The sequence below is a fragment of the Paenibacillus sp. GCM10012306 genome (assembly GCF_042649265.1).
Classification (GTDB): domain Bacteria; phylum Bacillota; class Bacilli; order Paenibacillales; family Paenibacillaceae; genus Paenibacillus_AQ.
Genome location: NZ_JBHRYW010000013.1, coordinates 132,201 through 145,543 on the forward strand (window position 1 = coordinate 132,201; position 13,343 = coordinate 145,543).

Annotated in this window: 12 protein-coding genes; all 12 read right to left on the reverse strand. The window is 46.2% G+C overall.

The window, feature by feature from the left end; genetic code table 11:
* Positions 1-16: 16 nt before the first annotated feature.
* The 12 genes from ACFORK_RS23975 to ACFORK_RS24030 all read right to left on the reverse strand — a co-directional run bounded on the left by ACFORK_RS23975 (position 17) and on the right by ACFORK_RS24030 (position 13,341).
* Positions 17-1,012, reverse strand: coding sequence for a sensor histidine kinase (locus ACFORK_RS23975; protein ID WP_379203812.1), 996 nt, complete (start codon positions 1,010-1,012; stop codon positions 17-19).
* Positions 1,009-1,680, reverse strand: coding sequence for a response regulator transcription factor (locus ACFORK_RS23980; protein ID WP_379203975.1), 672 nt, complete (start codon positions 1,678-1,680; stop codon positions 1,009-1,011). The genes ACFORK_RS23975 and ACFORK_RS23980 overlap by 4 nt, the downstream gene beginning before the upstream one ends.
* 25 nt (positions 1,681-1,705) lie before the next feature.
* Positions 1,706-2,692 (reverse strand): alpha/beta fold hydrolase, encoded by a 987-nt coding sequence (locus tag ACFORK_RS23985; protein ID WP_379203814.1) that lies wholly within the window; start codon positions 2,690-2,692, stop codon positions 1,706-1,708.
* 456 nt (positions 2,693-3,148) lie between these two features.
* The gene (locus tag ACFORK_RS23990; protein ID WP_379203816.1) at positions 3,149-4,174 is read right to left on the reverse strand and encodes a polysaccharide pyruvyl transferase family protein; all 1,026 of its coding nucleotides are present in this window, start codon (positions 4,172-4,174) and stop codon (positions 3,149-3,151) included.
* Positions 4,175-4,557: 383 nt separating this feature from the next.
* Positions 4,558-5,727: a glycosyltransferase family 8 protein gene (locus tag ACFORK_RS23995; RefSeq protein ID WP_379203818.1), complete on the reverse strand. Its 1,170-nt coding sequence runs from the start codon at positions 5,725-5,727 to the stop codon at positions 4,558-4,560.
* A 120-nt stretch (positions 5,728-5,847) separates the two neighbouring features.
* On the reverse strand, positions 5,848-6,885 hold the full coding sequence (locus tag ACFORK_RS24000; protein ID WP_379203820.1) for a sugar phosphate nucleotidyltransferase: 1,038 nt from the start codon (positions 6,883-6,885) through the stop codon (positions 5,848-5,850).
* A gap of 368 nt (positions 6,886-7,253) precedes the next feature.
* Positions 7,254-7,673: a hypothetical protein gene (locus ACFORK_RS24005; RefSeq protein WP_379203822.1), complete on the reverse strand. Its 420-nt coding sequence runs from the start codon at positions 7,671-7,673 to the stop codon at positions 7,254-7,256.
* Between the two features lie 37 nt (positions 7,674-7,710).
* Complete coding sequence (locus ACFORK_RS24010; protein ID WP_379203824.1) at positions 7,711-8,058, reverse strand: DUF4260 domain-containing protein; 348 nt, start codon at positions 8,056-8,058, stop codon at positions 7,711-7,713.
* A 4-nt stretch (positions 8,059-8,062) separates the two neighbouring features.
* Positions 8,063-8,683: a TetR/AcrR family transcriptional regulator gene (locus ACFORK_RS24015; protein ID WP_379203826.1), complete on the reverse strand. Its 621-nt coding sequence runs from the start codon at positions 8,681-8,683 to the stop codon at positions 8,063-8,065.
* A 198-nt stretch (positions 8,684-8,881) separates the two neighbouring features.
* Positions 8,882-11,164 carry a type IA DNA topoisomerase gene (locus tag ACFORK_RS24020; RefSeq protein WP_379203828.1) on the reverse strand — a complete coding sequence of 761 codons (2,283 nt, stop codon included), beginning with the start codon at positions 11,162-11,164 and terminating at the stop codon, positions 8,882-8,884.
* An 86-nt stretch (positions 11,165-11,250) separates the two neighbouring features.
* Positions 11,251-12,033 carry a glutamate racemase gene (gene murI / locus ACFORK_RS24025; RefSeq protein ID WP_379203830.1) on the reverse strand — a complete coding sequence of 261 codons (783 nt, stop codon included), beginning with the start codon at positions 12,031-12,033 and terminating at the stop codon, positions 11,251-11,253.
* Positions 12,034-12,258: 225 nt separating this feature from the next.
* Positions 12,259-13,341 carry a Gfo/Idh/MocA family protein gene (locus tag ACFORK_RS24030; protein ID WP_379203832.1) on the reverse strand — a complete coding sequence of 361 codons (1,083 nt, stop codon included), beginning with the start codon at positions 13,339-13,341 and terminating at the stop codon, positions 12,259-12,261.
* Positions 13,342-13,343: the final 2 nt, after the last annotated feature.

A 13,343-nucleotide genomic window follows, 5' to 3' on the forward strand; every position in this document is an offset into this window, starting at 1 on the left:
AGCAAACGATATGTTTTTAAAAAGCTTCCGCCGTGAACCGGTACAGTGTTCCGCTCCCGTCGGATTGCAACGTGTAAGCTATGTGCAGGACCTGGGACAGGTCCTCAATGATCTTCAGACCAAGACCGGAATGGCTGCCATGTACATCAAATCCTGTTCCGTTATCGCGGATCGTCACCATATTGTCTTTAATCGTTACCTTGACTATACTCGCGTTTGAATGTCTGAGCGCATTCTGAAAAATATTATCGAAAAGCCGCTGCAGCCACAGGACGTTGCTTGTCCAGTTCAGCTCCCGGTTCAAGCATGCATACTGCAGATTCATACTCTGAACGCTGTAGAGATAAGCCCACTTTTTCACCATTGTCTCAAGTAATTCATGCAAATTCACCCGGTCCTTCAAGATATACGAGCTTTCCGGCGCGCTGGCGGAGTGAAATCTGAATTCAGTCGTCAATTCCGAGATGTACTGAATCTGCCGGGACATTGACCACGTTAAGTTGGCATGCTCTGGATTCTCGATTTCCAGATCAAACAGCTGCAGACGCATCGCGGTTAGTGGAGTGTTAATATCATGTCGCAGCTTGTTCATCATCTCCTTGTTAAGTTCTTCCTGCTCGCGGAGCTGAAGCTCCCGATAAGTCGTACGTTCAATTAACAGATTCACCGACCGGATCAAGTCTCCAATTTCATCCCTGTTGTAAACGCTCAGCGTATCCGGAATCTTCTCGTCGCTCGCGAGCTCCCGCACCGTCTGATTGAGCAAATTAATTCGTTTCAGCAGGGAGTGAATGGACCTTGAGAACAAGAGAGCAATTAGCAGCAGTGAGCACAAGAAGAGGCCGAGCATCACTGGGTAAGCAAAAGAAGCGTAAAAAGGTATCCCCCCATTAGCTGTCTTAAACACCGCATCGTACACTAGCGAAACAAGCACGCCTACCACCAGCATTATAACCGGCACCGTGACGAGCGCGGATACCAGCAGCAGCCGGAATTTAGTCTTTAACGTCATGATTTAAAATAGGTATTCAGTCGATACCCTTCTCCGTATATAGTCTCAATAATCTCGCCCAGTTCATCCTGAATTTTCGCCCTTACTTTCTTTATATGCACCGGGATCAGATTCGGATTGCGGTCTTCCAATTGCCATGCGTATTCGAGAAAATGCTCTTTGGACAGGATGCGACCCCGGTTCTCGTACAGATAGAAGAACAGCTTACGCTCCGTCGCAGTAAAGAGCACCTCTTGGTGGAGGCTGCCGTTGAACACCCTTTTCCGCTCCACGTCGATATGCAGATGCAATATCTGAACAAAGGTACCGTAAGTGCAGTCCAGCATTTTCCGTATCCGGAGCAATAGTTCCCTAGGATCGAACGGTTTGACCATATACTCGTCTCCGATCTCCAGTCCTTGAAGCTTGCTGTCCATATCACCCCGGGCAGATAGGAAAATAACGGGGATAGGAAGTCCCTGATTCTTGAGCATGCGGGTCAACAGATACCCGTCCCCATCTGGCAGCATCACATCCATAATGACCAGATCTATGTGTTTAATAATCTCTAGCATGTCTTTGCCGTCTGTTTTCCAGTGCACCTTATACCCTTCGCGCTGTAATATTTTCTCTAGCAATGAGCCGATTATGTGGTCGTCTTCTATAATGAGCAGGTTGTATTCCTTCATCATGCAGCCTTTCTGCTTGTCTGATTTACAGTCTGTCCATGAAATTCTCCGCAAGCTGGAAGATTTCATCTGGTGCGTACAAATAGAGAGAGTGCTTACCTTTTACCCGAACTACCTCCGCAACATCCAACTGTCCGGCGATTACTTGATAGTGCTCTTCCTTTTGGAGAGTATATTTCGAATCCTGATTCTCTTCCGTATAGGCGGATAGAAACAGGATCGGTGTTCCCTTAGGAAAAAGTAACTTCAGTGATCGTCCAGCATTGGTCGCTGCGTTTAGGAGTTCCCGCATCATATCTTCATTGAAAGCCTGCTTATAAGAAATCGCTTTGAATTTCCGCTTCTCCCCTTCGGTCAGAAAGGTCTGCCGGATGATCTCGGGATCATAGGTCATATAAGGCGACAAACGCTGAAAACCCAGGCGCGTCAACACATTCATGCCTCGCATGAACAGCTTGTCCAGCCTTCCCCACGGGTGCTCCACGTATTCTTCGGGAAGACCAATATCCAGGGCAATGATTGCTTTAATCTCATGCGGATATTTCTGCGCCCAATAGATCGCTTCCAGTCCTGACAAAGAGTGCGGCACCAGAATATAGGGCGGTTTGTTGCCGCTTCCATGCAGCGCTTCCCTTGATTGTTCGAGGATCGTATCCAGATCTCTATCGTCACCAGCGATCTCGCTATACCCGTACCCTGCTCTTTCAATGACCGCGATTTTGTGGTCTGCCGAGAATTTGCTGTAAAGCCCTTTAAGCTCATACATTGGCGAGGCAGTACCAGAACCGGCCATGAACACATAGGTGTCCTCGCCACTGCCCTCATTATATACATTAAGCTCATGGTTGTTTACCCTTACTCTTTGCCCTTCGCCTGCAAACAGTCCCGACTCCTCGCGCAGCTGATACTGGTGGTTCAAATAAATGGCCAAGGTCCCTACAATAAGCAGGCCGATAGCAGCTAATGTCAGTTGCTTCAGCATTTTCTTTACGGTCTTCCATCTTGTTCTCATTATCGTACTCCCCCTCATAGAGTACAGCATAGAGAATCATTCTAAAGATCTGATAAACATTTTTGTAACATAAGCAAATTAGTAGGAAGTCCGACTTAAATACAGAAGCCGCTTTTCCAAAGCAAAGCCCCCAGAAGCCTGTTTGCGCATCGTTTCTATCGGAGCGTGCCCCATCCTACTCCTAAAGTCGATATAATGCCAATACAGACTCTTGCAAGATCTCCCAAGAAAACTTGCCACTACTTATGATAAGGTTCATCGCGCTGTCTGTAACGGCAAGTTTTTAGGCCATCCCTTGTAGGGATGGCCCTTCTAGTACATCTAATGAACATCAAACACCTGAACTCAATAACTCACCGAATTCCTTACCAGGGGATACCCTTCCTTCATGTTTGACAACACTCATCCGCATTTGTAAAATGCCCTCGCCTAGCGCACACATGCTTTGGTTTATTTTTAAAATTCCAAAGCATCTTTAAGAAATTGAAGTGAATTATGACGAAAAGCACTTGTTTTTGATTCGTCTATATGATGAAAAGTAACATCATCAATATTTGGAATATTTGATGTATCATAAACATAGCAAGAAGATAAGCCAAACGTATCCAGCAGAGCTATCAGTCTTGAATCCATTGATATGGGGTCTTGTGGATTATCAGATACAGGGAAAACCAAAAATGGAACCTTATATAAAATGGCAAAGACAGCCCCATGAAAAGCACTAGTAATAAAATACTTAGCGTGTTTTATGTATCCTACAAATTCCTTCGGACCAAACGTAGCTGCTCCAGCAGTTGCAAGAGATATAATCTCGTATCCGTACTTTTTTGAAAGTGCTTCAGCATATTCCTGAACCCCTGTATCTCGTAAATCATAAGTCAGAATATAGGCTTTTTCTGGCGGAGTAGCAGATATATCATCCCATTCGGATTCATCAAGAAGCATTACAGGATCCAATACATGAGTAACCTCTCCATTCTTCATCGTTTTCACAAAAGGGATTGCACTTTTTTCACGAACAGAAACAAAGTCTAAAGAATTAACGTGTGGAGCAAGGATATTTTTTCGATCGGGCCCTATTTCTGCTCCTCCCATGCTTGGTGCGTATGCAATTTTCGTTTTTGATGCTGGAACAAAAGAAAGTGCCATACAGGGTAAAATGTCATCGGAAATAACCCATGGTAAACCCCATATTTGGTCGCTACCACAAACAAAAATATCGTAATCATCAACACATTCTGCAATATCAGATACTGTATATAAACGTTCGCTGTGGGGAATGCTTTCGGAAAAAATCCTAAAATGTTCAGCACTTTTAGCACTTTCACACGCTTGTAAGTAGTATTCATTTTGCCACTTGAATGTAACTTGCTCACAATGAAATCCTAACTTAGCTATAGCTTTTTGCAGTGCATAAGCTCCAAGCTGGCCACCGTAATTATAGTTTTTGTAGTAAACAGTAACAATTCCAACTCTTTTCATAATAATCTCCATTCAGACAAAGTCGATGTGAATCGGTCCTTGGCAATGTTCGGCACCCCGATAAAGTTTCGTCACGCTTGGTTTTAGACTCTTTAAGCTACCGTTCCAGTTCCCGAAACAAGGAAATCTTTGGGCGAGTAATGGTACCTCCATTTTACCAATTTTCGTCTTGGTACGTTTTTGTTTTCTTATGAATATCCGCAAAAAAAACTTGCCCTTATTTATGATACGGTTCCCCGCGCCGGCTGAAGCAGCAAGTTTTGCAGAGGAACGAATTAGCGGGCCATTGACTCAGCTTCTTAGCAATAGTGTATTAAAGACTTGTATAACACCTAACCTTAACGATCCACCCGGATCATCGGGCGGATCGCTCTCACAGACCCTTATGAGGTACGCTTCAAAGGGTATGTGCTTTTTTTCCGAGGTAGCTTTTTCATCACATGTTTGCTCTTTTTTCTGACCAGCGGCAGTTTCTTCTTTCTCAATTGCAATGCTTTTTTCTTCTTTACATGTAGACGCTTGATCAGTTTTATCCGCTTTATAGAACGATATTTGGCGCGGATCTTTTTTTTCTTTCTCAGTCTACTTATTATCCGTAACCGTAACGATCTGCGGCGTTTCCGTCTGTGCCGCTTTACGGGAATATTCTCCGGGGCCGGAGCTGCAACTTCAGGGACCGGGTTTTCCGGAAGCTGTATTTCTACAGGTTGAATTTCTGGAGCGGGCGGCTCAGGCGGGATGTTGGCCTGCTCTGGCTCAGAAACTGGCGCTGGTGTAAATTCTCTGCCCCAGGGAGTCATGGCAAGGAATTTATTGTATAGCGGTGCTGCGGGTGAGTCTGTCTCCCACCATTTGCTGTCTCCGGCGAAATGAACAATTTTATTATCTACATCGAGTTCGCTATGAGCGAACGTATTAAAGCGCTGATCCATTTGCAAATAGTTAGAGCTATAAACGGCATTCAGAACATCCTGATCCGGCATGGTCATCATTGGAAAATTACGCAAGAAATCGAGCATTTCTCCATACCAATTCTGTTTATTGCGGATATTGTTCAGTTGAAACAGAATAACCCCTGAGTTAAAATACAGCTCCGCACTTAGCCCAAGTGAGGTAAAGTACTCAAGCAAGTTTTCGCCCTGGTCCAGCACTGCGCCCAAATAGTGTTCTCCCAGGTCGATGCTCCACAATTCGTTAATATCCATATTGACCAAAATGTCGCAGTCCAGATAAATAACCCTGTCAGCCTGAATAAAATTCGGAAGCAACAAACGGTACATACTGGCCATAGTCCAATATTCAATTTTATGAACGCCGGCTGCAACTTCAAGCATATCCCCAGGAACTGTAACATGATAAAAAAAGATGTTGTGATGAAATACATCCACCAACTGGGTGAGCTTTAACTTGTTCTCTTCACTTAAGGAATCGTCATGCACAATGTGCACATTGATCGTTTGCTGGGTATTGAAAAAAATCGATGCAAGAACAACACCCGCATGCGCCGTATAGCTCCCGTCTTTATCGTTGATCGTCAAAACCAGCTCAATCATTCTCGAGGACCACCTACCCTTAAAAGTATACTTCTGCATAGTCGTCTAATGCATTTGACTACTTTAAGTGTATGTTTACCCCAGTAACTGGATTGGACCAATCCCCAGTAAGCAGCCGATTTATTTTGAAACGTTCGGCAAGTCAGGATTGTATCTTGTAACCGTTGCGCGATCTCCCAGGATATGACGGGCCGGCTGCTCCTGAATTTCTTGTTCAGCTAGATGAACATGTGATCCAAAAACACTTCCCTCCGCATGAACATGGGACAATTGCACCTGATCCGTCAAAATGCTATTGGTCAGAATACAATCTTCGACGACGCTATCCGGACCAATATACACATGAGGTCCAATTACACTGTTCGTTACGCGGGCGGTCGGATCAACCCTAACCGGAGGGATCCACTGAACGAAGTTAATGCCGGAAGGCACCACAAAGTTCTTGGGATCTTGATCCATCTTGTAGCGGTTCGCTTCAAGCCAGCGCTCATGGGTCCCGATATCAAAAAATGGTGCGGTCGTTACGCTGTACGCAACATGCCCGCCTTCCGAAACCAACATTTGAATCGCATCCGTTAGCTCGTATTCCCCCCGTGGAGAAGGTGTAAGTCTCTCAATTGCCGGCCAGATGGCTGCAGTCAAAGCATACACACCGACAATAGCCAAATTGGATTTGGGATAGCGAGGTTTCTCTTCCAGACTGACAATTTGCCCATCTTTGATCACGGCCACACCAAATTGACGGGGGTCCTCGACCCGCTGAAGCAGTATTGAAGCCGCAGATTTATCTGCGTCCAGTGATCGAATCAATGGCTCTAAATCACCCTCATACAAATTATCGCCAAGCATCAATAAAAAAGGGGAATCCGCCACAAAAGACTGCGCGCTTTTGACTGCATCAGCCAGTCCCTTAGCTTCTTTTTGCAGTAGAAAGGTTAAAGTGGCGTTCCACTGCTCCCCATCCCCGATCATTTCCCGGATCACTCCTTGCGAATGGTTCACTACGATTCCAATATCGGTAATTCCGGCCGCAACAAGTTCGTTAATGATTGAGACGAGAATATACTCCCCGTTAACAGGTAGCATGCACTTTGGTTTGGTATAAGTCGAAGGCTGCAGTCTCGTCCCCCGGCCGGCGCACAAGATTAGTCCTTTCATAAACGTCCCCCCTACTCATTAACTTTGCAAACTGCGAGACTGATGCAAATGAGCTCTATATATTTTATGCATAAGCTATGAGAGAGCTTGGGTATATATTAAGCAGCAATAACCTATTAAATTATGATCCGGAAGGCATATGTTCGTCATCCGCTTTTTCTGATCATTCGACTAAAATACAAATGACCCTTAGGAGGGTCACTTTTTTTCTAACATCATGTATTCCTCTTAATCTCCCCATAAATAAATGCATATCTACTACTTAAGTTTGCGTACAAGAAAATCGGTTCGTCTACTTTATGAGCTAACAGTCATTATTTAAAAAACTAACAATTGAGTGGTTTCTTTTCGTAAAACTTCTTTTATATTTATCCCACAACACTTTTTATCCATTGGGCATAAAAGTTGGATTGTTCTTCAACTGTAACAAACTCTAAATCAGTATCGCAATCAAATATGTCTACTACATCTTCGATTTTCGCCTGTTGTCCAATGAATAATTTGTATGCTTTTCTTCCATATCCCATTGTTAGTTGCATCCTTGAAGGATAAACACTTTTAGCAGAACCATTGCACGCAATTTGAAGGTTCTCTTGCTCTAATTCTTTTCTTATCGATACAAATGCTGAAAAACAGTCTACTTCTTCACTAATAAAACTTCTTTCACCAATTACAACTTTTAGAAGTACCATATCTGCATCTTTAGGTGATTCCTCGTAAACATACAAGTCCCCAGATATTGGATTGTCCCCATCAAGCAATGTAACTGCCCTTTTTTCTATATCCACTATGCCTCACGTCTTTCAAGGAGATAAATTCAATGCGTTATAATCTTTGAATATGTGTGTCTTTAAAATCCGTTTCGTATTTCAATCCAAAGCCCATCATTCGATCCATGCCGATATGAACCATCCAGATGAAGCCGATCATCATTAGAAAATCGACCGAGAAAACCAGTCCAAGCAGCAACAACAACAAGGGTGTAACGAACGTATGGGCAAAATTATACGTATACACTCCTGTCTTATTGCTGACCACATATCCGATCATGGACAGGTCGGGTAGCATTAATAGCAACAGGAAGGCGGCCCAGTTATATCCGTTGGAAAAGTACAAATAGATGCCTAAGACCAGAACGACCAGTCCTTCGATTCTAATCAATGTCTTAGTCATGGTTTTATTCTCCTTTCTCCTTGGCTGCGGATCGAATTCCGTCAAGCATCCATCCGATTCCCCGCGACACCTGCTCGTGGGAGAGCGGCTCAGGAGACAGCGGTACAGGAGCTTGAAGCATCAATCCGTCGAAAACGGCCTGGATCAGTGACGCAAAAGTCTCCTTTTCGCTCTGGTTCAGCTGCAGCTCCATGCGATCGATGATCTCTATAATGCCCGCCTTCATTTCCTTGTATAGTTCCAGCAGCTCTTTGGCGAGCTTTTCGTTGTTCACGCTCTCCGTCCAAAGGCTGATCAGTAATGTGAACCACTCCGGGTTTTCTTTTCGAAATTCAACCACATGGTGCAACCCCTGCTGAAGAATCTCCGCTGGAGATACCTGCAGATCCAACTTTGCAAAGGCCGCCTTCATTCCTTGATTGATCATCCACTCCCTGACCACTTCAACCAGCAGTGTTTCTTTGGTGCTGAAATGGTAACTGATCAGTCCTTGTGCCACACCAGCCTTGGCCGCTATATCCTTCATAGTCGCTTTCGTGTAGCCCACCTGCCCGAATAACGTGAATGCCGCTTGCATGATGGCACTTCTTCGTTCGTCCTGGTTGGACGGTTGTGTTTTAGTCATTACACGCTCACTCCAATACTGTTTGATCGAACAGTCAGTTCTTATGCATCTATCTTAAAACTGTTTGCTCGAACAGTCAATATATTTTGTGTATCCCATGAAAAAATCCCCCTCAAATCATTCTGAGGAGGATTATCTCAAGCTTTATAGGTCGCCACAGGTGTGAAATTCCGCATGCCAGATATGTTTTACATAGTGCTATTCCACAACCAACTGCCCCGTGGCACTGTTGGCCAACACCAGCTTGCCCTCCAATGGAGAGCCATCTTCGGCGGTAAGCTTCAGCTTACCCGTCTTACCTTTTTCGATCAAGGCTTTGACTTGGGTATCACTCAGGCTGCGTCCATAGCATTCTTTCCAGATCACGAACTTGCAGCCTTCTTTGTAATGAGAGCAGCCATATCCTTTGCGTCCCATAAAAATCATACCGCCGCAGCCCGGGCTTGGGCATTGGCCGATGATTTTCGGCCCGGTGTCACCGGACGTCTGGGCAGGAGTCGCTTTTGTCCGGCTACCGCTTGCTCCACCCTCGCCTTCCGTCTTGCGCTTGCGCGGCGCCGCAGCCGCTTTGCTCTCAGTCTTCCGAGCGGTTCCGCTCCGGCTTTTGCCACTTGCAGCGGGTGTCTCTCCTTCAAAAGAAGTCTTGTCGGCTCGAGATTGCACCTTAACCTTCGTCACGATCATCGTGGCGAATTTCTTGACATTCTCCATAAACTGATCATCCGACGCTGTACCGCGCGAGATTTCATTCAGCCGCCGTTCCCATTGTCCGGTCATCTCTGGCGAGGTCAGCAGCTCAATACCGGCACCACGGATCAGTTCGATCGCAGTCCGGCCTTTTTGCGTAATGACAATTTTCTTTCCTTGCATCTCCACGTATCCGACATTCTTCAGACGCTCAATCGTAGCCGCTCGTGTCGCCGGTGTCCCCAGACCCGAATCCTTCATGACATCACGCAGTTCTTCATCCTCAATCTGCTTCCCGGCACTCTCCATCGCTTTAAGCAAGGTTCCCTCCGTGTAGTGCTTGGGCGGCTGCGTATCCTTCTCTTTCACGATGGCATCACTGCAGGTCAATGGACTGGAGGGAACGACCGAGAACGGCTCATTCACTTCAATCTCTTCCTCTTCTTCCTCATCCTTGCCCTTACCTTTGGCTGTCTTCGGCTTGTCCTTCTTCTGGTCAGCATAAATCACCTTCCAGCCCAGGCTCAGCAGTTCTTTTACCGTGGTCTTGAACTTCTCGTTCTCTACCTCTGTAATGACTGTATGTACCTTATATTCCGCCGCCGGGTAGAACTGTGACAGGAAACGGCGCACAATAAGATCGTACAGCTTCTGCTCATCCGCGCTAAGTCCCGATGCTTTGCGATTGGTAGGCAGGATGGCATGGTGGTCCTCGACCTTCGTCGGATTACAGATGAACTTGTTGCCTTTGTGCACCAGATTCCGGTTGGCTCCCTTCACCCATTCGTCATAGGCTGTGCCTTGCAGTGCAGACAAGGTCTTGTGCATCTCGGGAATGTTCTGTTCGGTCACATAGTTGGAGTTCGTCCGCGGATACGAGATCACTTTATGCTTTTCATAGAGCGCCTGTGCGACATCCAGCGTTTTTTTGGCCGAAAAAGCATACTTTCCGTTCGCTTCCCGCTGCAGCAGCGTCAAATCATACAGCTTGTTCGGGTACTCCTTGGTCTCTTTGACCTCATAGGAAGCAATACGTCCTGGCTTGCCCTTCACCTTAGCGGCTAGTGCCTCAGCCTTCGCCCCGTCGGTCATGCGCTCGCCCTGCCACATGCCTTTATACGTCATCTCACCCTGTGTAAAATGCCCTTCCACTTCAAAAAACTTCAGCGACGAGAACGCCTCAATCGTCTTCTGTCGGTCATAAATAAGCGCCAGCACCGGGGTCTGCACTCTCCCCACCGACAACAAAACATTGTGCTTCGTCGTAAATGCGCGGGAGCCGTTCATTCCGATCAGCCAGTCGGCTTCACTGCGAGCTTTGGCTGCTTTGGTGAGATTCTCGTATTCCGCTCCATCCTTCAGCTCCTGAAAGCCCTTGCGGATCGTCTCCGGCGTCAAATCAGATATCCATAGCCGCTTGACCGGCTGCTTAAGCTTGAGGTGCCTTTGAATCAGCGAAAAGATATGCTGCCCTTCCCGCCCGGCATCGCAAGAGTTAACCAGCAGATTGCTCCGCTTCGCCAGTTCCGAAATCACTTTGAGCTGATCCAGCGTTCTTGCGTTTGGCACCAGCTTGAATTCATCAGGAATAATCGGCAGATCATTAATATTCCATTTCTTGTATTTATCATCGTAGGCATCGGGTTCAGCCAGTCCGATCAAATGACCGATCGCCCAGGTAATAATGTACTGCTCCCCTTCTAAATAGGAACGGTGATTTTTGGCCTTCGGTTCTATTGCGGCGGCGATATTCCGCCCCATATCCGGTTTTTCCGCAATAATAAGTGTCTTCAAAAATATTCGCTCCTTACGTCTCTCGTTTCCTCCACAATACGTCCAGTAGTCTATTATAACACTATGTCCCTCTACTTTTCAGCGATTCAGCTCTGAATCTGGTCCAATCTTTTTAAAAAATTGCTGTATTTCTCCAGCTCAGACGTTGCCTCCACCCTGACTCCTGATTGATACAACTCCAGATTACCGCTGCCCTGATGCAGATCACCACCTTCTGCCAGCTTTCTTTTAAGATGATTAACTGTTCCTCTGTTTCCATCAATAATATGAATTTCTTCCGGAAGTAGCTTCCTAAACATATCCTTGTAGAAAGAGAAATGGGTGCAGCCCAAAACCACCGTCTCATAGTGACTCCAATCATAACCTTGCAGTTGTTCTCTAAGATAAGGCAGAACTGCTTCTTCACTAAATTCCGACTCCTCCGCAAATTGAACGAGACCCGGGAGGGCCAGCAAATCAACGATATGTTCGTTATCCAGCTTGGTTATCAAATTTTGCAGCTTCTCTTCCTTTAGCGTAAGAGCCGTGGCGGTTACCAGCACACGTGTATTTCCCCGTCTGTTGTGTTCAACCGCTGGCTTGACCGCTGGCTCCATGCCGATGATCGGAATATCATATTGCGCTCTTAGCTCATCGATCGAGACGCTTGTAGCTGTATTGCAGGCAAGCACAACTGCATTGACCTGCTGTTCAACAATGAACTTTACAGCATTCGAAACATAGGTTCTCACATCTTCTTTCGGTTTCGGACCGTAGGGAACATGCAATGTATCGGCGTAATATATGTAATCCTCCATGGGAAGCTGCTTTAAGGCCTCATGCAATACCGTAATGCCGCCCACCCCGGAATCAAAAATTCCAATTCGCATTTCTAACCCTCCAATAATTAACGATATTAAATAAATTCCTTTCCATTCTCCAAGATGAATTGCTTATATAGTATGAAACATGCCGATTCACAGTGCAAGTCAGCTTTCGAGGTCAGGACTTTCGTCCTGCATGTTTATCAAGCCTCTTTTTTTGCCCCAAAAGCAAAAGAACAGCACATCTCCAACCTACGGGAGACGTACTGTTCTGTGTTTATCCGATGTTTTCTAGTCCAAGTATACCGCTTGGCCTGTGCGTGCAGATTCGTAGAGGGCTTCCAGAATCCGTGACACTACATAAGCCTGTTCCGGCGTAACTACCGGATCTTTGTCCTCTTCGATCGCTTCAATCCATTTTCTCATCTCAAGGTCTGGCGCACTTTCTGCACGACCTTCATAGAAGGCTACTCCGCCAGTGCCCAAATCGATGTCATTCGTGTATAAGCGGCCGTATTTCTCGCCGTTGATGCGCAGACCGTTCTTCATGTCCGCCCCGGCTTCGGTTCCGCTCAGACTACATTTGGCCTCATCTACTTCGAGGGAGTTCAGCGCCCAGCTGGATTCCAGCATAATAGTCGCTCCATTCTCCATCACGATCATGCCAAAAGCCGAATCCTCCACTTTGAATTTGCTTGGGTCCCAAGGACCCCAGGCATTGGCTGCATTTTCTCGCTTGGATAGCTCATGATACTTGGTGCCAAGCACTACCTTCGGTTTATAATTGTCCATCATCCAAAGGGTCAGATCCAGTGCGTGAGTTCCGATATCAATCAGCGGTCCGCCGCCTTGCTTCTCCTCATCCAGGAAAACACCCCAGGTCGGAACAGCTCTCCGGCGGATCGCATGAGCCTTAGCCATGTAGATATGGCCCAACTCGCCTTCTTCGCAAAGTTTTTTCAAATACAAGCTGTCTTCTCTGAAACGGTTATTATAACCGATGGTCAGTTTCTTGCCAGTCCGCTTGGCCGCTTCCACCATCGCTTTGGCTTCCTCGGAGGTCTTGGCCATTGGCTTCTCGCACATCACATGCTTGCCAGCTTCAAGACCAGCAATGGAGATTTCAGCATGAGAGATATTTGGTGTAAGCACATGCACAATGTCAATCGAAGCGTCCTGCAATAGCTCCTGATAATCCGTGTAGACCTTGGCATCGATAGCTCCGTATTTTGCTGCCGCTTCTTCAGCCCGTTCCCCTACGATATCACAAAAAGCTACCAGCTCAACGTTCTCAAGCTTGCTTAAACTTGGCAAATGCTTTCCGTTAGCAATCCCGCCGCAGCCAATAATTCCAACCTTGTATATTTTGCTCATAT

Excerpts from the sequence above, each read along its gene's own strand:
- ACFORK_RS23975 (WP_379203812.1), bottom strand. The coding sequence starts at position 1,012 with ATGACGTTAAAGACTAAATTCCGGCTGCTGCTGGTATCCGCGCTCGTC.
- ACFORK_RS23980 (WP_379203975.1), bottom strand. The coding sequence starts at position 1,680 with ATGAAGGAATACAACCTGCTCATTATAGAAGACGACCACATAATCGGC.
- ACFORK_RS23985 (WP_379203814.1), bottom strand. The coding sequence starts at position 2,692 with ATGAGAACAAGATGGAAGACCGTAAAGAAAATGCTGAAGCAACTGACA.
- ACFORK_RS23990 (WP_379203816.1), bottom strand. The coding sequence starts at position 4,174 with ATGAAAAGAGTTGGAATTGTTACTGTTTACTACAAAAACTATAATTAC.
- ACFORK_RS23995 (WP_379203818.1), bottom strand. The coding sequence starts at position 5,727 with ATGATTGAGCTGGTTTTGACGATCAACGATAAAGACGGGAGCTATACG.
- ACFORK_RS24000 (WP_379203820.1), bottom strand. The coding sequence starts at position 6,885 with ATGAAAGGACTAATCTTGTGCGCCGGCCGGGGGACGAGACTGCAGCCT.
- ACFORK_RS24010 (WP_379203824.1), bottom strand. The coding sequence starts at position 8,058 with ATGACTAAGACATTGATTAGAATCGAAGGACTGGTCGTTCTGGTCTTA.
- ACFORK_RS24015 (WP_379203826.1), bottom strand. The coding sequence starts at position 8,683 with ATGACTAAAACACAACCGTCCAACCAGGACGAACGAAGAAGTGCCATC.
- murI (WP_379203830.1), bottom strand. The coding sequence starts at position 12,033 with ATGCGAATTGGAATTTTTGATTCCGGGGTGGGCGGCATTACGGTATTG.
- ACFORK_RS24030 (WP_379203832.1), bottom strand. The coding sequence starts at position 13,341 with ATGAGCAAAATATACAAGGTTGGAATTATTGGCTGCGGCGGGATTGCT.